At 62.1% G+C, this 18,911-nt stretch carries 19 protein-coding genes and 1 pseudogene; 10 read left to right on the forward strand and 10 right to left on the reverse strand.

The features are described 5' to 3' along the window. The first annotated feature begins 83 nt into the window (after positions 1–83). On the forward strand, positions 84–905 hold the full coding sequence (locus ACJ8PI_RS15075; RefSeq protein WP_047569483.1) for an AraC family transcriptional regulator: 822 nt from the start codon (positions 84–86) through the stop codon (positions 903–905). 38 nt (positions 906–943) lie between these two features. On the opposite strand, the gene ACJ8PI_RS15080 is transcribed toward ACJ8PI_RS15075, so the two are convergent. The 7 genes and pseudogenes from ACJ8PI_RS15080 to ACJ8PI_RS15110 form a co-directional block, all read right to left on the reverse strand. Beyond that, the gene (locus ACJ8PI_RS15080; RefSeq protein WP_047569485.1) at positions 944–2,080 is read right to left on the reverse strand and encodes a porin; all 1,137 of its coding nucleotides are present in this window, start codon (positions 2,078–2,080) and stop codon (positions 944–946) included. Between the two features lie 372 nt (positions 2,081–2,452). Continuing rightward, on the reverse strand, positions 2,453–3,223 hold the full coding sequence (locus ACJ8PI_RS15085) for a 3-hydroxybutyrate dehydrogenase (RefSeq protein WP_060439124.1): 771 nt from the start codon (positions 3,221–3,223) through the stop codon (positions 2,453–2,455). Between the two features lie 12 nt (positions 3,224–3,235). Further along, positions 3,236–4,627 (reverse strand): GntP family permease, encoded by a 1,392-nt coding sequence (locus ACJ8PI_RS15090; RefSeq protein WP_041037758.1) that lies wholly within the window; start codon positions 4,625–4,627, stop codon positions 3,236–3,238. 168 nt (positions 4,628–4,795) lie between these two features. Continuing rightward, positions 4,796–5,719 (reverse strand): annotated as a pseudogene (locus ACJ8PI_RS15095) (3-hydroxyacyl-CoA dehydrogenase family protein). Between the two features lie 18 nt (positions 5,720–5,737). Beyond that, a complete protein-coding gene (locus ACJ8PI_RS15100) occupies positions 5,738–6,922 on the reverse strand; it encodes an acetyl-CoA C-acetyltransferase (RefSeq protein ID WP_060430969.1) in 1,185 nt (394 codons plus the stop codon). A gap of 13 nt (positions 6,923–6,935) precedes the next feature. Next, positions 6,936–7,589: a CoA transferase subunit B gene (locus ACJ8PI_RS15105; protein WP_041037752.1), complete on the reverse strand. Its 654-nt coding sequence runs from the start codon at positions 7,587–7,589 to the stop codon at positions 6,936–6,938. Positions 7,590–7,600: 11 nt separating this feature from the next. Next, on the reverse strand, positions 7,601–8,299 hold the full coding sequence (locus ACJ8PI_RS15110) for a CoA transferase subunit A (RefSeq protein WP_060430971.1): 699 nt from the start codon (positions 8,297–8,299) through the stop codon (positions 7,601–7,603). Positions 8,300–8,467: 168 nt separating this feature from the next. Here ACJ8PI_RS15110 and ACJ8PI_RS15115 point away from each other — a divergent pair, with 168 nt between their 5' ends. Then, positions 8,468–9,385, forward strand: coding sequence for a LysR family transcriptional regulator (locus ACJ8PI_RS15115; RefSeq protein ID WP_033648568.1), 918 nt, complete (start codon positions 8,468–8,470; stop codon positions 9,383–9,385). Here the strand turns inward: ACJ8PI_RS15115 and ACJ8PI_RS15120 are convergent. Continuing rightward, complete coding sequence (locus tag ACJ8PI_RS15120; RefSeq protein WP_049272488.1) at positions 9,375–9,674, reverse strand: helix-turn-helix domain-containing protein; 300 nt, start codon at positions 9,672–9,674, stop codon at positions 9,375–9,377. The two genes, ACJ8PI_RS15115 and ACJ8PI_RS15120, sit on opposite strands and share 11 nt — an antisense overlap. Positions 9,675–9,677: 3 nt before the next feature. Further along, positions 9,678–10,028, reverse strand: a complete 351-nt coding sequence (locus ACJ8PI_RS15125) for a type II toxin-antitoxin system RelE/ParE family toxin (RefSeq protein WP_033645671.1) — start codon at positions 10,026–10,028, stop codon at positions 9,678–9,680. A 271-nt stretch (positions 10,029–10,299) separates the two neighbouring features. Between ACJ8PI_RS15125 and ACJ8PI_RS15130 the strand changes: the two genes are divergently transcribed. Together ACJ8PI_RS15130 and ACJ8PI_RS15135 are read left to right on the forward strand one after the other, a co-directional pair. After that, positions 10,300–11,304 (forward strand): hypothetical protein, encoded by a 1,005-nt coding sequence (locus ACJ8PI_RS15130; protein ID WP_049202378.1) that lies wholly within the window; start codon positions 10,300–10,302, stop codon positions 11,302–11,304. Next, complete coding sequence (locus ACJ8PI_RS15135; RefSeq protein ID WP_369819448.1) at positions 11,301–11,699, forward strand: hypothetical protein; 399 nt, start codon at positions 11,301–11,303, stop codon at positions 11,697–11,699. The genes ACJ8PI_RS15130 and ACJ8PI_RS15135 overlap by 4 nt, the downstream gene beginning before the upstream one ends. Here ACJ8PI_RS15135 and ACJ8PI_RS15140 read toward each other — a convergent pair. Beyond that, on the reverse strand, positions 11,690–12,007 hold the full coding sequence (locus ACJ8PI_RS15140) for a hypothetical protein (RefSeq protein ID WP_080434129.1): 318 nt from the start codon (positions 12,005–12,007) through the stop codon (positions 11,690–11,692). The genes ACJ8PI_RS15135 and ACJ8PI_RS15140 overlap by 10 nt on opposite strands. Positions 12,008–12,252: 245 nt before the next feature. Here ACJ8PI_RS15140 and ACJ8PI_RS15145 point away from each other — a divergent pair, with 245 nt between their 5' ends. From ACJ8PI_RS15145 to ACJ8PI_RS15170, 6 genes are all read left to right on the forward strand, one after another. Further along, a complete protein-coding gene (locus tag ACJ8PI_RS15145) occupies positions 12,253–13,623 on the forward strand; it encodes a glutamine synthetase family protein (RefSeq protein WP_164134830.1) in 1,371 nt (456 codons plus the stop codon). A gap of 29 nt (positions 13,624–13,652) precedes the next feature. Continuing rightward, entirely contained in the window at positions 13,653–14,063 is a 411-nt protein-coding gene (locus ACJ8PI_RS15150; protein WP_164134831.1) for a GNAT family N-acetyltransferase, read from the forward strand. Positions 14,064–14,076: 13 nt separating this feature from the next. Continuing rightward, positions 14,077–14,766 (forward strand): trehalose-6-phosphate synthase, encoded by a 690-nt coding sequence (locus ACJ8PI_RS15155; RefSeq protein ID WP_033652815.1) that lies wholly within the window; start codon positions 14,077–14,079, stop codon positions 14,764–14,766. Positions 14,767–15,445: 679 nt separating this feature from the next. Continuing rightward, on the forward strand, positions 15,446–16,972 hold the full coding sequence (locus ACJ8PI_RS15160) for an ABC transporter permease subunit (RefSeq protein ID WP_086556823.1): 1,527 nt from the start codon (positions 15,446–15,448) through the stop codon (positions 16,970–16,972). A gap of 15 nt (positions 16,973–16,987) precedes the next feature. Further along, positions 16,988–17,779: an ABC transporter ATP-binding protein gene (locus ACJ8PI_RS15165; RefSeq protein WP_053091945.1), complete on the forward strand. Its 792-nt coding sequence runs from the start codon at positions 16,988–16,990 to the stop codon at positions 17,777–17,779. A gap of 32 nt (positions 17,780–17,811) precedes the next feature. After that, the gene (locus tag ACJ8PI_RS15170) at positions 17,812–18,894 is read left to right on the forward strand and encodes a porin (protein WP_164134832.1); all 1,083 of its coding nucleotides are present in this window, start codon (positions 17,812–17,814) and stop codon (positions 18,892–18,894) included. Positions 18,895–18,911 lie beyond the last annotated feature (17 nt).

Raw genomic sequence — 18,911 nt, forward strand, 5'->3', positions numbered from 1 at the left:
TACTTTATCGGCACCGGCGCTAGACCGCATTGCGCAATCAGGACATAATACTTTTCAATTCCGCCAAATTGAGAATTATTCTCATGAAAGTACAAATCCCCCGCCGCTGTCTGGATATCGATCAGGTGCCGCGCCCGCTGTTTGCCCTGCAAGGTTCGACCCTCGAGCAGGATTGGGAAGTCGAGCCGCACCGCCACCAGAAGGCGCAGCTGATTTACACCGTGCGCGGCATGATCCGCTGCGAAGTGGAAAACGGGCTGTGGCTGGTGCCGCCGCAGTGCGCACTGTGGATGCCGGGCAACGTGTTGCACAACGCCCAGGGCGCCGGCTCCACCGAGGCCTACTGCCTGTTCGTCGATCAACATGCCGCCGCCGGTCTGCCGCAAAACTGCTGCACGCTGTCGGTCTCGCCGCTGCTGCGCGAACTGCTGCTGCAGGCCACCACCTTCGAACCGCTCTACGACGAACAGGGCGCCGAAGGGCGCCTGACGGCGGTGTTGCTGGATCAGCTGGTAGCCGCGCCGATCGAAAATCTGCACCTGCCGGTATCCGACGACGCGCGCATCCGGCAGTTGACCGAAGGCATGCTGAGCTGCCCGGCGGACAAATCCACCCTCGGGCAGTGGGCGCAGCGCATCGGCATGAGCGAGCGCTCCCTCAGCCGCACCTTGCAACAACAGATGGGCATGAGCTTCGGCCACTGGCGGCGCCAGCTGCACGTGATGCTGGCGCTGCAGCGCTTGACGCAGGGCGAGAGCGTGCAGACGGTGGCGCTGGATCTGGGCTACGAGAGCGCCAGCGGCTTCGTCACCATGTTCAGAAAGGCGGTAGGCAAACCGCCGGCGCGCTACCTGGCGGAGCGCAACGCCTCTGGAGAAACCCTGGGCGGCGCAATTACCATGTGAAAAAGCCGGCGCAGGCGCCGGCTTGGAGCAGGTGAAAATCAGAAGTCGTAGAACACCGTAATCCAGGTGGAGTCCGGCTCGTTGTCGCTGCTGTTGGCCAGCGTGCGCTCCACGTACACCGACAGTCCGTAACCGATGGTGGTACCCGCGCCGAGGTAAACGTGGTTGGCGTGATACGCCTCGTCCCCCTTCAGCCGCAGCGAGTCCGCCGCCACGTAAGGCTGGATCGATTTGAGGAACGGCTTGTCGATATTGAAGGTGTAACCGACAAAGCCTTCCAGCCCGTAGCCGTCACCGGCGAAGAAGTGCGACAGCGTGCGCTGGCGGGTGCTCGGCACATAGTCTTTGTAGTAGCTGGCGGTGCCGACGATGTACCAGTTGTTCGGCTGCCAGGTCAACGCGGTGCCGGACAGCTGCTGGTGATAATCCTTTTCGTTGTACAGATTGTCTTTGATCTTCGCGTCGGTATAACTGTAGGCCGCGCTGAAGGTGAAATCCTTCGTCACCTTGTAATCGAAGCCCAGCCCGCCCCCGCCCTTGCGGCGATAAATCAGATTATCCGCGGTGTGCAGATCGTCTTCCGGCAATAAATAGTTGGCGTACAGCGTTACCGGCCCGAAATCATTGGTGTACTTGATGCTGTTTTTCGGTTTATTGCCGCCGTCGTAGTCGCCGGAAATACCGATGCCGGTGCCGCCCGCGTGGCCATCGTTATCCCAGACGTCGCTTTTGATGCCGACCACCGAATAATAGATGCCGTATTGATGACCGTAGGTCAGGGTGCCGTAACGATCGTCTTTGAAACCGGCGTACAGCTGGCGCTGATAGTCGCGCTTGCCGTCTTCGTTATAGTGCCCGTCCCAGCTGAGCGCGTGCGCCAGATCGACGCCCCACTCGTAATAGCCGATGATCGAGGTGTTCTGCGTCAGCGCATAGTCGCCGCTGAAGCGAAAACGCGTGCCGCCGTCGTGGCCGTTTTTGTCATAGCCCGGCTCCGGGCCGTTATTGAAGATCCACTCGGGGCGAATGCTGCCACCCACCTTTAAACTGAGCGGTGCCAGCAACACATTGCTCTGCGGGTTTTTATCCAGAATGGTGATCTCGGCCTGTGCGCCGGCGGATAACGCCGACAGCAAGACGCCGCCAATGAATATTGGCGTTGTATTTTTTCTCATTATTACCCCTGCCCGAAAAAAATTATTGTTATAAACACGGTGGTCTTAAGCCACGCGGAAATAATTACCCGATGTGAACAGCGCACGCAAGATATAAAAATTCACGCCATAACCTGCCATTATTTCAGGTTGGATTTAATTTCAGCAAAAACGTGTTCATCTGTAACGCAGAGAAAAATAATGTAATAACCGCAGCACAAAATAAACCAATCCGCACGTTTCACCCAAAATAAACCGGCGTGATTATCTGGGAATAAAGATAGCAAATAACAAATAAATATTATTGCCGCAGGTAAACCGTCACGCAGGGGAATTAACTCATGGCGGGAAATAACGACGGAGCGCGTTGCGCGCTCCGGGAAAAAGAATTCACTACTGCGCCAGCCAGCCGCCGTCCATGTTCCAGGCGGCGCCGCGCACCTGCGCCGCCGCATCGCTGCACAGGAACAGCGCCAGCTCGCCGAGCTGCTCTGGCGTGACGAACTCTTGCGACGGCTGCTTCTCCGCCAACAGCTCATCGCGCGCCCGCTGCGGATCGGTGCCGGCGGCAATGCGCTTGTCGATCTGCTGTTGCACCAGCGGCGTCAGCACCCAGCCGGGGCAAATGGCGTTGCAGGTGACGGGCGTGCGCGCGGTCTCCAGCGCCAGCGTCTTGGTCAGCCCCACCACGCCGTGCTTGGCCGCCACATAGGCCGACTTGTCTTTCGACGCCACCAGCCCGTGCACCGACGCCACGTTGATGATGCGCCCCCAGTTGCGCTCGCGCATCCCCGGCAGCGCCAATCGGCAGGTGTGGAACACCGCCGACAGGTTGATGGCGAGGATGGCGTTCCATTTATCCACTGGGAACTGATCCAGCGGCGCCACGTGCTGAATGCCGGCGTTGTTCACCAGAATGTCCACGCCGCCGAACTCGCGCTCGGCATACTCCATCATGTCTGCTATCTGGGCCGCATCGCCGAGATCGGCGCCGTGATAGCCCGGCGCGGCGCCCAACCGCGCGACCTGCGCTTGTGCCTGCTCCACGTCGCCGAAGCCGTTGAGGATCACGCGCGCGCCGGCGGCGGCCAACACGGACGCTATCCCGAGGCCGATGCCGCTGGTCGAGCCGGTCACCAGCGCGGTTTTGCCTTGTACACTCATGGTATCGCTCCTTTAAACAATGCCGGTCAGGTAGAACACGCCGATCACGAACAGCACCGCGGCGCTCTTGATCAGGGTGATGGCGAAGATGCCGCCATAGGCCTGCCGGTGGCTGAGGCCGGTGATCGCCAGCAGGGTGATCACCGCGCCGTTGTGCGGCAAGGTGTCCATGCCGCCGCTGGCCATCGAGGCCACCCGGTGCAGCACTTCCAGCGGGATATGCGCGGCGTGGGCGGCGGCCACGAAATTATCGGCCATCGCCGCCAGCGCGATGCTCATGCCGCCGGAGGCCGACCCGGTGATGCCGGCCAGCAGGGTGACGCTGATCGCTTCGTTCAGCAGCGGATTGGGGATCGCCGACAGCGCCTGCGACAGCACCAAAAAGCCCGGCAGCGCGGCGATCACCGCGCCGAAGCCGTATTCGGAGGCGGTGTTCATCGCCGCCAGAATTGCCCCGCCGACCGCCGTCTTGCTGCCTTCCGCCAGCCGGCCGCGAATATTGCGAAAGCCGAACGCCACCACCAGCAGAATACCCGACACCAGCGCCGCTTCCACCGCCCAGATGGCGGTGATCTTCGCCACGTCGGTGGCGATCGGCTTGGCCAGCCCCGGCAGCGTCAGCTCGTGGCTGGCGCCGTACCACTGCGGGATCCAATGGGTGAAGCCAAGGTTGAATACCCCGACCAAAATCAACGGCAGGATGGCGATCAGCGGGTTCGGCAGGTTGATGTCGTCCGGGGTTTCCGGCTCGTTCAGCAGATCGGTGCCGTACCCTTCTCCCTTCAGCTGCGCCTTGCGCCGCTGGCGTTCAAGATACAGCAGACCGACCGCGATGATGAACAGCGAGCCGATCAGCCCCAGCCAGGGCGCGGCCCAGGCATTGGTGCCGAAGAAGCTGGTCGGGATGATGTTTTGGATCTGCGGCGTGCCCGGCAGGGCGTCCATGGTGAAGGAGAAAGCACCGAGCGCCACGGTGGCCGGGATCAGCCGCTTGGGGATACCGCTCTGGCGGAACAGCTCGGCGGCGAACGGATAGACCGCGAACGCCACCACGAACAGCGACACCCCGCCGTAGGTCAGCAGCGCGCACACCAGCACGATCACCGGAATGGCGTGACGCCGGCCGAGAATGCGGATCGCCGCCGCGACGATCGAACGGGAGAAGCCGGACAGCTCGATCAGCTTGCCGAACACTGCCCCCAGCAGGAACACCGGGAAGTAGAGCTTCACGAAGCCGACCATCTTCTCCATAAACAGCCCGGTGAAGGTCGGCGCCACCGCGCCGGGATCGGTCAACAGCACCGCGCCCAGCGCGGCGATCGGGGCGAACAAAATCACGCTGTAGCCGCGGTAGGCGGCCAGCATCAGTAATCCCAGTGCTGCCAGGGCAATCAAAACGCTCATCGGTCACCTCTTTCCCCTGCGTCTTTCGTGCCGCAGCGTTGTTGCTTGCGTGCGTTCTCCCCAGTCACTTACTTAAGTAAGCTCCTGGGAATTCACCCGCTTGCCGCCTGGCTGCAACCCGAAATCCATTGGGGTGGTTGTTGTTATTGTCAGGTACGGAGTGCGAAATTACGGTTTCAGCGCAAAGCGCAGCTGATGCGCCCGTCGCCGTTGAATGCGTTCCCTGCGTGCGTCATCCCAAAGATAAAATCCCCGGCCGCTGCGCTGGCCGGTATCGCCGCGCTGCAGCCGCTGTTCCACCAGCGCCATCATCTCGTCGCCGGTCGCCAGTTCCGGGAACAGGTGGCGGGCGATGTCCGCCACCGTCGGCAGCCCGGTCATGTCGGCGGCCTCCAGCGGGCCGACCATGGCGTAGCGCCGCCCCAGCGAGGCGCGCATCACCTGATCCACCACCTCGGCGCTGGCGATGCCGCTGTGGACGATGTGCAGCGCCTCGCGCAGCACCGCAAACTGCAGCCGGTTGCCGACAAACCCCGGCGCGGCGCGCTCCAGCAGCACCGCCTCCAGCGCCATCCCGCCGAGCAGCGCCTGCACCGCCGCCAGATGGCGCGGATCGGTGGCGCGGCCGGGTACGATCTCCACCAGCGGGATCAGGTGCGGCGGGTGCTAGAAGTGGGCGATCAGCAGGCGCTGCGGATGGGTCATGCGCGCCGCCAGCTCGTCCGGCGGCAGGCCGCTGGTGTTGCTGGCAATCACCGCGTCGTCGGCGATCAGCCCTTCCAACTGCTCATACAGCGCGTGCTTCAGCTCGAGCCGTTCCGGGATCGCCTCGATAAGCAGCCGGGCGCGCGCCACGTCGTTCAGATCGCCGGTCACGCGCAGCCGCGCCAGCGCCGCGACGCGCTCAGCGTTATCAAACTGCCCGACGTCGCTCAGCTCGGCCAGAATGCCGCTCGCCACCGCCGGCGCCTCCGCCAGGCGCTGCGGATCCGGGTCGTACAGCAGCACCTCATGGCCGTGGCGAATAAAGTGGGTGGCGATGCCCACCCCCATCAATCCGGCGCCCAGTACCGCATAGTCAGATGACTGCATCGTGCCCTCCTCGGTTGTTTACGGGCGCTCTACCGCCAGCGCCACGCCCTGCCCGCCGCCGATGCACAGCATCGCCAGCCCCTTGTTCACCCCGCGGCGCTGCATTTCGAACAGCAGCGACACCAAAATGCGGCAGCCGGACGCGCCGATCGGATGCCCCAGCGCGATCGCCCCGCCGTTGACGTTGACCCGCTCCGCCTCCCAGCCCAGTTCTTTGCCCACCGCCAGCGCCTGCGCGGCGAAGGCTTCGTTGGCTTCGATCAGATCGACCTCCTCCAGCCGCCAGCCGGCTTTCTCCAGGCAGCGGCGCGCGGCCGGCGCCGGGCCGATGCCCATGATCGCCGGATCCACGCCCGACGAGGCGTAACCGGCGATGCGCGCCAGCACCGGCAAACGCAATTCAGCGGCTTTTTCCGCGCTCATCAGCAGCACCACGGCGGCGCCGTCGTTGAGCGACGAGGCGTTGCCGGCGGTCACCGTGCCTTCCTTGCGGAACGCCGGGCGCAGCCGCGCCAGCGCCTCCAGGCTGGTGTCGCGCGGCTGTTCGTCGTGCTTAACAAGCAGCGCTTCGCCCTTCGGCTTCGGCACCGTCACCGGCGTGATCTCCTGCGCGAAACGCCCGGCCTGCTGCGCCGCCTGCGCCTTCTGCTGCGAGCGCAGCGCAAAGCTGTCCTGCTCGGCACGGCTGATGGCGTATTTCTCCGCCAGGTTCTCGGCGGTGATGCCCATGTGGTAGTCGTTGAACGCGTCCCACAGGCCATCGTGGATCACGCTGTCCACCATCTGCGCGTGGCCGAGGCGCAGACCGGCGCGCGCGCCGGCCATCAGGTAAGGCGACTGGCTCATGCTCTCCTGGCCGCCGGCGATCACCGCGTCGGCGTCGCCGCTGCGGATCGCCTGCACCGCCAGATGCACCGCCTTCAAACCAGAGCCGCACACCTTATTGATGGTCAGCGCCGGCGTCGTAACGGGCAGCCCGGCATTCAGCGCGGTCTGGCGCGCCGGATTCTGCCCGCAGCCGGCGGTCAGCACCTGGCCGAGGATCACTTCATCAATTTGCTGCGGCGCCACCCCGCTTTGCGCCAGCAGCCCTTGCACCGCCGCCGTGCCCAGTTCCACCGCCGTCAACGGCGCCAGCGCGCCGTGAAAACTGCCGACCGGCGTGCGCGTTGCCGCCACGATCACCACTTCACGTTGTTGCACATTCACCTCCGTCTCAGAAACGCATTTCAGGCACTTGATCCGGCACGATCAGCCGGCCGGCGGTTTTGGCGACAATCTCCGCCACGCTGACGCCGGGCGCGCGTTCGCGCAGCACGAAGGCGCCGTCTTCAATTTCCAGGTAGGCCAGATCGGTCAATACCTTGCGGATGCAGCGGGCGCCGGTCAGCGGCAGCGTGCAGCGCGGCAGCAGCTTGGACTCGCCGCTCTTCGAGGCGTGGGTCATCACCACGATGATGTTCTCCGCCCCCGCCACCAGATCCATCGCGCCGCCCATACCCTTGACCATCTTGCCGGGGATCATCCACGAGGCGATGTTGCCCTCGACGTCCACTTCAAACGCCCCCAGCACGGTCAGATCGACGTGGCCGCCGCGGATCATGGCGAACGACTGCGCCGAATCGAAGATCGACGCGCCGAGGCGCGCGGTGACCGTCTGCTTGCCGGCGTTGATCATGTCGGCGTCCAGCTGCTGCTCGGTCGGGAACTCGCCCATCCCCAGCAGGCCGTTTTCCGACTGCAGCATCACGTCCATGCCCGCCGGCACGTAGTTGGCCACCAGCGTCGGGATGCCGATGCCCAGGTTGACGTAGTAACCATCCCTCAGCTCTTGCGCCACGCGCTGCGCCATTTGTTCACGGGTAAGCATGCGAATTCTCCTTATGCCCGCAGGGTGCGTTGTTCGATACGCTTCTCGAAGGTGCCCTGGATCAGCCGATCGACGTAGATGCCGGGGGTGTGGATCGCCGCCGGATCCAGCTCGCCCGGCGCGACGATCTCTTCCACTTCCACCACCGTGATGCGCCCGGCGGTCGCCATCAGCGGATTGAAGTTCTGTGCGGTGTGGCGGTAGATGACGTTGCCGAAGTGATCGGCCTTCCAGCCTTTAACGATGGCGAAATCGCCGGAGATGGCGGTTTCCATGATGTAAGGGCGGCCGTTGAACTCGCGCACCTCTTTGCCTTCGGCGATCGGCGTGCCGTAACCGGTGGCGGTGAAGAACGCCGGGATACCGGCGCCGCCGGCGCGGATCTTCTCCGCCAGCGTGCCCTGCGGCGTGAGATCGACCTCCAGCTCGCCGCTGAGCGCCTGCTGCTCGAACAGCGCGTTTTCGCCGACGTAAGATCCCACCACCTTGCGGATCTGATGGGTTTCCAGCAGCCGCCCGAGGCCGAACCCGTCGACGCCGCAGTTGTTGGAGACCACCGTCAACCCGCGCACGCCGCGCCGGCGGATCTCTTCGATCAGATTTTCCGGGATGCCGCACAGGCCAAAGCCGCCCGCCAGCACCGTCATGTTGTCCGTCAGGCCTGCCAGCGCTTCCTGGTAGCTGCCGACGCGTTTGTCGAGCCCTGCCATATCGTTGCCCCTGCATGTTGCGGCGCAGGGCGAAATGCCCTGGCTTGCGTGAGGGCATCTTCAGGTCACAAAAATGATTTGTTAATTTTGTTTTTATGCCGCATTCATTTAGAATTTTTATCAATCATTCGTTAACCGACAATTAACAAAGAGTTAACGCCAACCAAAATGAAAATGAGCATCAAACAGTTACGCGCGTTTTTAGCGGTAGCTCACACTCTGAACTTCGCCCAGGCCAGCGAGCGGCTGAATATTTCTCAGCCGGCGCTCAGCCTGGCGATCCGTGGGCTGGAAGACGCGCTGGGCGGGCCGCTGCTGCTGCGCACCACCCGCCGGGTGACGCTGACGCCGGAGGGGGAAACCTTCTTTCCGATGGCGCGCCAGCTGCTGGCGGACTGGGACAACGCGGAAGAGGCAATGCGCCAGCGCTTCACCCTGCAGATGGGCAAGGTGGCGATCGCCGCCATGCCGTCGTTCGCCGGCAACCCGCTGCCGCCGATCCTCAAGGCGTTTCGCGATCGTTACGCTGGCATCAACGTGGCGGTGCACGACGTCATCAACGAGCAGGTGTTTGAAATGATCCGCGAAGGGCGGGTAGAGATGGGCATCGCCTTCGAGCCGGAGCCGAGCGACACCCTGCACTTCACCCCGCTGTGCCGAGATCGCTTTCTGGCGGTGGTGCCGAAGGATTCGGCGCTGGCGCGCAAGGCGCAGGTAAGCTGGAAGGAGCTGCTGACGCTGGATTTCATCACCCTGCAGCGGCCATCGGCGGTGCGGCTGCTGCTGGAACAAGAACTGGCCCGCAGCGGGCGAACGCTGGAGGTGGCGTTTGAAAGCCACCAGTTGGTGACGGTCGGGCGCATGGTGGCCAACGGCCTCGGCGCCAGCGCGGTGCCGGCGCTGTGCGAGCAACAGATGGATGAGCTGGGGGCGGTCTGCGTGCCGCTGATCGGCCCGATCATCGAACGGCGCGTGGGCCTGATCCGCCTGGCGCAGCACCAACTCTCTTCCGCCGCGCAGGCGCTGGCGACCGTGATCGAACGGGAAATGGCGGGGAGTGGCGCGCAGCCCGCGCTTAGACCGTAAACCCGACGTGCTTGCCGCCCGGCAGCTCAACGTCCAGGCGCAGCGTGCCGCCCATCGCTTCCACGTAGCGTTTCAGGGTCGAAATCTTCAGCTCGTTGCCGCGCCCTTCGATGGCCGCGACCGAAGGCTGGGAAATGCCCAGCGTTTTCGCCAGTTCCTGTTGGGAAATATTCAGCGCTTCCCGCAGCTGGTGCAGGTGCGCTTCAAACAGCATCTCTTCGGCCATTTCCTCGATGCGCTGGCGGCTCTCCGGGGTGCGGGAGGCCAGCAGTTGCTTTAAGGTGCTCATGGGTTACTCCTTGAAATAACACATCAAATATTGGGTGAACTGCGCATCCGCGATGGGCAACATCACTTTATAAAACCGCTTCTCATTACCCGTTTTGTCGCCCGCACACAGCACAATCGCCTGCCGCGCCGGATCGAAGGCGAAAAAAGCGCGAATCGGCCGCCCTTTGTGCTGAATACGCAGCTCTTTCATGTTGGGATGCAACGAACCTTTCAGCACGTCGACAAAAGGCCGCCGGAGAGAAGGCCCGGCACGCTCGAGCATCACCAGCGCGGCCAACACCTTTTCCTGCGTCGATTCATCCTGCTCACAGAGCCACCGATCAAACTCTTCCGTTGTCATTACCGTCCACATGGCATCTCCTGATTATAGAGTACAATCTATGGCAAGACGATAGACCGGAATATATAATTTTCTCCACACCGCCGTTGGCGTTTTGCCTGGCAACTCGCAAAAGAAACCGATAAGACACCATTCAGCAATTCAATCGAAAAGAGGAAAGGAGTGGCAGATTTAGCGAAATACCGCTGTTTTCAGATGATTCTCCGATCGAGAGCGTGAGCCAGAACCTGTTACCACCCTGTAGAAAATGTTAAGTTTCCTAAAAATAAGGAGGCTTTTCGACATGGAACAGAAGTCCAGCAGCATCGCACCGGGCTATTGCATCGCCCAACAAACCGGCCCGCTCGCCTTCCACGCCAACTACCTGTTCGGTGGCAAGCCATCGGAAGCGGCACGCTTTTTTATGCAGCTCAATGCCGATACGCCGCTGGTTCAACCGGGGCAAATGCTGATCGTCGCCGATCCGCGCAATCATAATCAATCTACGCAGATCGCCGCCCTGATGCAGGCCAAGAGCCGCACCAGCAAAGCGGTGAAAGCCGGTGACAGCGATTTCTCCACCTTCTTGCACCGCAATTACGCCGCTATCGCCGCCTTCACCAGCTATGGGGAAACGGTCGTCGGGCTGGCTTCGGATGCCGGAGAACGCTACTTCAGCCAGATCAAAAATATCCTGGTCGAGATTGAAAAAACCTACCAAAATCAGTTCCGCACGAGTGGCGCTTTGATTGGCACGCAGTTTCAGGTGGAACGGGCGCGGCTGTTCGGTACATTAAAACCATTACTGAATCGCCTTACTCGTGCTCAACTCAATATGAAAGAGTATGCGCAAATCAAACACGCGCTGGGGCTCTCCAGTAAATCGCTGGTGCATGAATGGAGCACCGCCGGCGTCGGTGCCATCAAGGGCTATTCGAACTACGTCGACAGCGCCAGCCGTGCGGCCAAGTTTATGAAAGCCGGCGGCTGGATCGGCATCGGATTGAGTGGGCTGAACACCACCAACGACGTCTACAACGCCTGCACCACCGGCCGTGAACAGGAGTGCGCCAAGATCGCGGTGAAGGGATACAGTCATTTTGCGGCAAGTACTGCGGCGGGGATTTGGGTGGGAAATGCAGGTGCAGGTCTTGCGATTGCAGCCTGTTCAATTGTGTTAGGTGCAGCAACAGCAGGAACAGGAGTGATCGTTTGTGGTATCGCTGGAGCCGCTATAGGAGGCGCCGCAGGATCCACACTGGGTGGCATGGGTTCCGATTATTTGACGACGTTAGTGGTAGGTGAATGATGAAATTTATCGTCATATCGTGTTTGATATTGCTGGTTTTAAGCGCCTTCATCCAATTCATTGGTTACCGTCGCTATAAAAAAGAGTTTGATGCTTTCTATCAACGTTACGCCGGCAGCGGACATTTTATTCCGCCCTACGTCGCCTTTGCCGATAGCCTCGGCATGCTAGGTACCTCATTGAAGGCACAGTGGTTTCTTTGGATCCTGAAGAGGAAAAAAATCAAGATTAGGGGTCAGGTTTGGCTCGATGCGAAAACCTATGATTTCGTGCAAAAAACCGCCTCTCCTGAGCTACAGAAATGGCTGGCGATGGATTTTATACTTTTACTCGTAGAGGCCATTATTACCACCGTGGGCTGTATTTTTATTTACCTCATCAAGCATCAAGGTTGAGCAGACGCGTTGCTCCCCTCCACCGCCTGCACCGCCGCCTTCTGCGTGGCGCGCTGATATAAGCACAGCTCCCTGCCCGGCTTGTTTTTCATAAACGGCTGCGGGTAGCGCCCGCCGATAAACAGCGCCGAATAGCCGACGTCATCACCGTAGTGAACGATCGCCCCTTCCACCCTGGCGTTTTTTAGCCCGCTGGCTTTCAGGCAGGCGGCGCGCATCGCCCGTTCGCTCTTGGCCCACGCCTGTGGGGAAGACGCGGTGGCGTTGAACGCGGCCAGCGCGACGATAAGCAGCCCTATTCTCTTCATCATTGCCTCTCCTTCAACGGCCCGTCTCGCCAGTATAGACCGTGCCGGCGCGGCCAACCCGCCAACGCCGCCACGCTCTTTACGGCATTTTTATTCCGCGCCCCGTTAACGTTACGGCGTTTTTACAGACAGTTTTTGCCGCCGCAGATACCCTTTTCACATCGCCGCTATGGCCTCACAAGAGAGTTGTCCCATGCGTTTATCCCTGCCTCTGGCCGTGACCGGTCGTCGTTCTGGAGCACGCCATGCATGCTAATATCATCGGCTTCAATCCGCTGCTGGCGGAGCTGCCCGCTTCGCCAACGCGCGCCTTCCACAAAGAGCTGGAACACTACCTGCAGCGCTATCCGCAGACCGAACAGTTGGATATTTATCTGCACGATCTGAACGGCCAGCTGCGCGGCAAGCGGCTGCCGATCGCCGAAGCCTTTGGGCTGGAGAAAGGCTGCTACTTCCCGCTGTCGATCTACGCCCTGGATCTGCACGGCCGGGTGATTGAAGAAAGCGGGCTGGGGCTGCGGGCGGGCGAGCCGGATCGCTTGTGCCTGCCGGTGCCCGGCACGCTGCGCCCCTGCGCGCGCGATCCCGAACGCCACGCCCAGCTGCTGCTGACGATGCAAAATGCCGACGGCGGCGCCTGCGAGCTGGAGCCGCGCGTGGTGCTGCAACGGGTGCTGAAGCGCCTGCACGAGCGCAACTGCTTCCCGGTGGTGGCGGCCGAGCTGGAGTTCTACCTGCAGGATCCGCAGCACCCCGCCGCGGCGGAAACCTGCCCAACGCAGAGCTTTGCGGTGGATGCGCCCGAGCGCCACCATGCGCTGCTGAGCGACATCGAACGGCACGCGCGGCTGCAAAACCTGCCGTTGACCGGCGTGGTGGCCGAAGCCGCCTCCGGCCAGTACGAGCTGAATCTGCATCACAGCCGGCGCGTGCTGGAAGCCTGCGACCAGATCATGGCGCTAAAGCGCCTGACGCGGCAGATTGCCGAGCAACATCACCAGCACGCCTGCTTTATGGCCAAGCCCTGCGCCCACGCCGCCGGCAGCGGGCTGCATTTCCACATCAGCCTGCAGAACGAGCACGGCGAGAACCTGCTGACCGGCGCGCCGGGCGAACTGAGCGACAACATGCAGCAGGCGATGGCGGGCATGCTGGCGCTGATGCCGGCGTCGATGGCGATCCTGGCGCCCAACATCAACGCGTTTCGCCGCTTCCGCCCCGGCATGCACGTGCCGCTGCGCGCCTCCTGGGGCCACAACAACCGCACGGTGGCGCTGCGCCTGCCCTGCGCCGACAGCGCCAACCAGCGCATCGAATACCGTCTGGCCGGCGCCGACGCCAACCCTTATCTGGCGCTGGCGGTGATGCTCGGCGGCCTGCTGCACGGGCTGGAACACCCGCTGCCGCTGCCGCCCGCCGCCAACGGCTGCGAGAGCGACAACGCCGCGCCCTTGCCGCTCGGCCAGCAGGAGGCGCTGGCGCTGTTCCGCCACAGCGATCCGCTGCGTGAGCTGCTCGGCCCGGCGTTCTGCACCCTGTGGCACACCTGCAAAAGCGCCGAACTGCGCCGCTTCGAGGAACAGGTCACCGCCGCCGAACTCGGCTGGATGCTGTAACCCCCCGGTTCATTAACCTAAGGATAATCATGAATATGCAACCGCAACGGGCGCCCGTGCAGCCGCTGCTCTGCTGGCGCAAAGGCGTTTTTCATATCAGCACCGATCGGCAGTTGTTGGATATCGAGGCGATCCAACGTTTTCTCAGCCTGCCGGATCGGGCAGCGGCGGAGCGTCTGGTGCACCACGGCCTGTGCTTTGGCCTGTACCGCAAGCGCCACCTGCTCGGCTTCGCCCGCATGGTGACCGATTACGCCACCTTCGCCTCGGTGAGCGAACTGTTCGTCAGCGCCGAATACCGCGGCGTCGGGTTGGGAAGCTGGCTGACGCGCTGCTGCCTGGCGCATCCGGCCTTGCGCGGCCTGCGCGTCACGCTGCCCGCCCTGCAAACACCCTGGCGCGCCGATGGTTCGGCACACGCCCTGCGCGCCCTTCACTGATGAGGAGACCCCCATGTCTCGTTTGGTGCTGATTTCCAACAAGCAGTGCGACGGTAAGGATCTGGCCTGCGCCGGCCAGACGCTGGCGACCGATGCCGAACCGGGGCTGTGGCTCGGCTGGAACGGCGACGTGCAGAATTTCGCGCAGCGCCCGATCAGCTGCCGGCAGCGCGCCGGTTACGATCAGGTGACCTTTCCGCTGTCGATCGAGGAGTTTCGCCGCCACTATCAGGGCTATTACCACGACGGCCTGTGGCCGGTGTTCCACAACCAGCCGGAGAAGGCGCACTTCACGCCGGAAAACTACCGCGCCTATCGGCAGCTGAACCGCCGGTTTGCCGATATCGCCTGCGAGCACCTGTGCCCCGGCGATACCGTCTGCATCGACGACTACCAACTGCTGCCCTGCGCCCAGGCGCTGAAGGAGCAAGGGCTGCTTAACGCCTGCGCGTTTTTCTTCCACCTGCCGTTCCCGTCGGCGGCGCTGCTGCGGCGCATCCCGGAACATCGCCAGCTGATCGCGTCGCTGCTGTTCTACGATCTGATTGGCTTTACCACCACCGACGATCGCAACGCCTTTCTCAGCTGCCTAGCGGCCGAGTTCCCGCTGGAGATGCTGCCCGACGACCAGATCCAGGCCAACGGGCATATTTTCGCCACCGGCATTTTCCCCGCCGGCATCAACGGCAGGCAGGTTTATTGATTTACGGCGGCGCGCACCCTTCAGGCGCGCCGTTTTATTTCGCCGCGATTTATTTTTTCCGTCTTTATCGCCACCACAATGCGTTATTTTATTTTCCGGATATAGCGATTAAAAAATGAATATTTATCCTGTTACACATCAACCGTAAAAACCGCGCGGCGCCAATTGCTTTTTATTGGCGAAAAACATTACCCTTTCCCTGCCATATTTAAACCGAGGAGGGCCCCATGGGCGATGAAAGTTTTAGTTTTACGCTAATGCTATTGGGCGTCTTTCAGTAATGCCATCCAGGTTGCATTCTGAAAGACACGGAATGCGGCAACCGCTCCCCTTCTGACGGCCTTTCCCACTCTGCCGGCCCACCCATCGCCCCGCTGCGAAAACAACGTCTGTCTCAACCGCTACGGCGGTATTTATCTGGTGTCGCCGGGCATATTCCCCGAGCGCCGACGGATTTCTTATGGGAAAAATAAGGTATTGCGTTATGCAAAATAACCGGGGTACATCTGTTTTCAGAAAGTCTTATTTAAATGACTTTATCGTTATCGCCATCGGTGTTTTTTTCATTGCCTTTTTTATTCGTGCCTGGGGTGACATGCACGGTGACTTCAATGAACAAAACGTCTCTGCCATTAGTCTTGATGCCTGGAACCTGCTTTATTATTCGCTCAGAACCAGCATGCGCTTTCTCCTCGGCATGGCCTGGTCGCTGCTGTTTTCTGTGGTATTCGCCGTGCTGGCCGCGCGCTATACGCCACTGCGCCGGGTGATCCTGCCCTTCGTCAACTTTATGGAGTCGGTGCCGCTGGTAGGGTTCCTGACCTTCACGACCGTGTATTTTCTCAACCTCTACCCGCACAGCGTGATGGGGCTGGAGTGCACCGCCATCTTCGCGGTGTTTACCGGCCAGGCCTGGAACATGATGCTGACGCTGTATCAGACGCTGCGCATCGTGCCCAAGGAGCTGGATGAAGCCGCCCGCAGCTTCAATTACAACCCGTGGCAACGCTTCTGGCGGCTGGAGTTCATCTATTCGGTGCCGGGCCTGCTGTGGAACGCTATGGTGTCGCAATCCGCCGCCTGGTTCGCCCTGGTGGCCTCCGAGGCCATTCCGGTCGGCGATCGCTCGGTCGAACTGCCCGGCGTCGGCTCCTATATCGCCGAAGCGCTGGCGCAGCAGAACGTGCCGGCGATCCTGTATGCGATCGTCGCGCTGGCCGCCAACATCGTGCTGCTCGATCAGCTGGTTTTCCGCCCGCTGGTGCGCTACACCGCGCGCTTCAAATACGAAGACGTCACCGCCAGCCGGCCGCTCGGCAATCCGTGGTTCTACAACAGTCTGGCCTTTTCGCACGTCGGTGCGGCACTGGGCCACACGCTGCGCGCGCTGGCTGACCTGTGGCTGTTCAAGCTGCCGCGGCTGTGGTACGCCCTCGGCCTGCACCGCCTGTTCAGGCTCGCCGCCAAGGGAAACTGGCTGTGGCGCAGCCTGTGGTATCTCGGCGTGGTGCTGGCCTGCGTCTGGTTCGGTTACCGGCTGTGGGAATACTTCCCCAAACAGTACTTCGCCATGCTGCCGGAATGGATGCTGCTCACCACCGCGCGCGTGGCCGCAGCCATGCTGCTCAGCGTGGCGATCTTCACGCCGCTGGGGGTGTGGATCGGCATGAATCCGCGGCTGGTGAAGATCTTCCAGCCGATCATCCAGATCCTGGCGGCCATTCCGCCCAACATTTTCTACCCGCTGATCGCCGCCTTCATCGCCATTTATCATCAGGATCTCGGCTGGTGGGCCATCCCGATGATCATGCTGGGCACCCAGTGGTACGTGTTGTTTAACGTGATCGCCGGCGTATCCGCCATTCCAACGCAGATCACCGAGGTCAGCGAAACCTTCGGGCTGCGCCGCTTCCGCTGGTGGCGCTACTACATGCTGCCGGCGATCTTCCCCTACATCGTGACGGGCATCATCTCCGCCGCCGGTGGCGCCTGGAACAGCGCCATCGCCGCCGAGGTGATCCAGTGGGGCAGCACCACCCTCAGCGCCACCGGGCTGGGCGCGTTCATTTCTGTCGTCACCGACGCCGGCAAGAACCCGGAGTCCGCGCTGGGCTGCGCCGCCATGTGCGCGCTGGTGGCGCTGTGCATCATCTTCGTCTGGCAACCGCTGTATCGCATCGCGGAAACCAAATTCAAATATGACTGATCAAGGGGGAACAACATGCTGACTCAAGACGTGATTATCAGCGCCCGCCGGCTGAACAAGACGTTTATCGGCGAAAACAAGCGCCCCAAACCCGTGCTGCGCGACGTGACGCTGACCGTGCACGCCGGCGAGTTCGTCACCATTCTGGGGCAATCCGGCTCGGGCAAGTCCACGCTGCTGCGCATGCTGGCCGGGCTGATCCCACCGGACAGCGGCACGCTCACGCTGGCGGGCAAACCGGTCGACGGCCCGAGCGCCAACGTCGGCATGGTGTTTCAGTCCTACGCGCTCTATCCCTGGCTAACGGTGTACGACAACATCGCCTTCGGCCTGCTGGCGCAACGGCTGCCGCCGCAGACGATCGCCGAGCGGCTGGGAGCGCTGCTGCGCCTGGTGGGCCTGACCGGCTATGAGCACGCCTGGCCACGCGAGCTCTCGGGCGGCATGCGTCAACGGGTGGGCTTCGCCCGGGCGTTGGCGGTAGAGCCCGACCTCTTGCTGCTGGACGAACCCTTCTCCGCCCTCGATATCTTTACCGCGCAAAAACTGCGGGGCGACCTGCTGGCGCTGTGGGGAGACAACCGGCTGCGCACGCGCGCCATGGTGATGGTGACGCACGACGTCGAAGAAGCGGTGCTGATGTCCGATCGGGTGCTGATCCTGGACGCGACCAGCAAACGGATCGACGACGAGTTCAGCGTCAACCTCCCGCGTGCGGCGCGCAACCGGGACAGCCTGCGGCACCTCACCGATCGGATCCGCAGCTGCCTGTACAAAAAAATCGCGCAAGCGCAATCGGCCGGTTAACGGCCCTGTTTTCATCCACTTGGGGAACTGAAATGAACCATAAAAGCGTGCTGATGACGCTGGCCATCCTGCTGCCGGCGGCCGCCACCGGCGCGGAAATCGTCAATAAAGACGGCAATAAACTGGATCTGTACGGCCAGCTGAACGGCGTGCATTACTTCAGCAGCGACGCCGACAATAACGGCGACCGCTCCTATACCCGCTTCGGCTTCAAAGGCGAGACGCAGATCGGCGACGCGCTGACGGGGTATGGCCAATGGGAATATCAGGCAGGGCTCGATCAGCCGGAAAGCGCCGGGCCGGGCGACAGCTATACCCGCCTGGGCTTTGCCGGATTGACGTTCGGCCACTGGGGCAGTCTGGATTACGGCCGCAACTACGGCCTGCTGTATGACGTGGCCGGCTGGACGGACGTGCTGCCTGAATTCGGCAACGACAGCTACGAAGCGGCCGACAACTTTATGAGCGGCCGCGCCAACGGCCTGCTGACCTACCACAGCCGCAGCCTGGGCGGTCTGGTCGACGGCCTGGATCTCGGCCTGCAATATCAGGGGAAGAATCGGGGGGACGACGCTCAACGGGCGAAGGATATCCAGACGCAAAACGGCGATGGCTACGCCTTTTCCGCCACCTACGACACCGGCGTGGGGCTCAACGTTGGCGCCGCCTACGCCAACTCTGCGCGCACGCTGGCGCAACAGCGCTTCGGCCTGGCTGACGGCGATCGCGCCCGGGCCTGGACGCTGGGGCTGAAATACGACCAGGACAACCTCTACCTGGCGGCAAGCTACGCGCGTACCGAGAACATGACCTACGTCGACGGCGATCGCTACGCCGGCTTCGCCCCCCGCGCGGACGCTATTGAGGCGGTCGCGCAGTATCACTTCGATTCCGGTGTCACGCCCTCGGTAGCCTACCTGCAAACGCGCGGCAGCAACCTGCCCGGCATTGGCGACGCCGATCTGGTCAAATACCTGGATCTGGCGCTGAATTACAGCTTCAACGCCAACATGTCGACCTACGTAGAGTACAAACTCAACCTGCTGCAACGGCAGAACGCCGTCGGCGCCGGCGCCGACGACATCGTCGAAACCGGCATCATGTATCAGTTCTGATCCTCATCCCGGCCGGA

Origin of the sequence: Serratia sp. CY82433, from assembly GCF_052166535.1 — a bacterium.
Classification (GTDB): domain Bacteria; phylum Pseudomonadota; class Gammaproteobacteria; order Enterobacterales; family Enterobacteriaceae; genus Serratia; species Serratia sarumanii.

What these genes read in the sequence shown, in the direction of transcription:
- ACJ8PI_RS15075 (WP_047569483.1), top strand. Translation starts at nt 84, where the DNA reads ATGAAAGTACAAATCCCCCGCCGCTGTCTGGATATCGATCAGGTGCCG.
- ACJ8PI_RS15080 (WP_047569485.1), bottom strand. Translation starts at nt 2,080, where the DNA reads ATGAGAAAAAATACAACGCCAATATTCATTGGCGGCGTCTTGCTGTCG.
- ACJ8PI_RS15085 (WP_060439124.1), bottom strand. Translation starts at nt 3,223, where the DNA reads ATGAGTGTACAAGGCAAAACCGCGCTGGTGACCGGCTCGACCAGCGGC.
- ACJ8PI_RS15090 (WP_041037758.1), bottom strand. Translation starts at nt 4,627, where the DNA reads ATGAGCGTTTTGATTGCCCTGGCAGCACTGGGATTACTGATGCTGGCC.
- ACJ8PI_RS15105 (WP_041037752.1), bottom strand. Translation starts at nt 7,589, where the DNA reads ATGCTTACCCGTGAACAAATGGCGCAGCGCGTGGCGCAAGAGCTGAGG.
- ACJ8PI_RS15110 (WP_060430971.1), bottom strand. Translation starts at nt 8,299, where the DNA reads ATGGCAGGGCTCGACAAACGCGTCGGCAGCTACCAGGAAGCGCTGGCA.
- ACJ8PI_RS15115 (WP_033648568.1), top strand. Translation starts at nt 8,468, where the DNA reads ATGAAAATGAGCATCAAACAGTTACGCGCGTTTTTAGCGGTAGCTCAC.
- ACJ8PI_RS15120 (WP_049272488.1), bottom strand. Translation starts at nt 9,674, where the DNA reads ATGAGCACCTTAAAGCAACTGCTGGCCTCCCGCACCCCGGAGAGCCGC.
- ACJ8PI_RS15125 (WP_033645671.1), bottom strand. Translation starts at nt 10,028, where the DNA reads ATGTGGACGGTAATGACAACGGAAGAGTTTGATCGGTGGCTCTGTGAG.
- ACJ8PI_RS15130 (WP_049202378.1), top strand. Translation starts at nt 10,300, where the DNA reads ATGGAACAGAAGTCCAGCAGCATCGCACCGGGCTATTGCATCGCCCAA.
- ACJ8PI_RS15135 (WP_369819448.1), top strand. Translation starts at nt 11,301, where the DNA reads ATGATGAAATTTATCGTCATATCGTGTTTGATATTGCTGGTTTTAAGC.
- ACJ8PI_RS15140 (WP_080434129.1), bottom strand. Translation starts at nt 12,007, where the DNA reads ATGAAGAGAATAGGGCTGCTTATCGTCGCGCTGGCCGCGTTCAACGCC.
- ACJ8PI_RS15145 (WP_164134830.1), top strand. Translation starts at nt 12,253, where the DNA reads ATGCATGCTAATATCATCGGCTTCAATCCGCTGCTGGCGGAGCTGCCC.
- ACJ8PI_RS15150 (WP_164134831.1), top strand. Translation starts at nt 13,653, where the DNA reads ATGAATATGCAACCGCAACGGGCGCCCGTGCAGCCGCTGCTCTGCTGG.
- ACJ8PI_RS15155 (WP_033652815.1), top strand. Translation starts at nt 14,077, where the DNA reads ATGTCTCGTTTGGTGCTGATTTCCAACAAGCAGTGCGACGGTAAGGAT.
- ACJ8PI_RS15160 (WP_086556823.1), top strand. Translation starts at nt 15,446, where the DNA reads ATGCGCTTTCTCCTCGGCATGGCCTGGTCGCTGCTGTTTTCTGTGGTA.
- ACJ8PI_RS15165 (WP_053091945.1), top strand. Translation starts at nt 16,988, where the DNA reads ATGCTGACTCAAGACGTGATTATCAGCGCCCGCCGGCTGAACAAGACG.
- ACJ8PI_RS15170 (WP_164134832.1), top strand. Translation starts at nt 17,812, where the DNA reads ATGAACCATAAAAGCGTGCTGATGACGCTGGCCATCCTGCTGCCGGCG.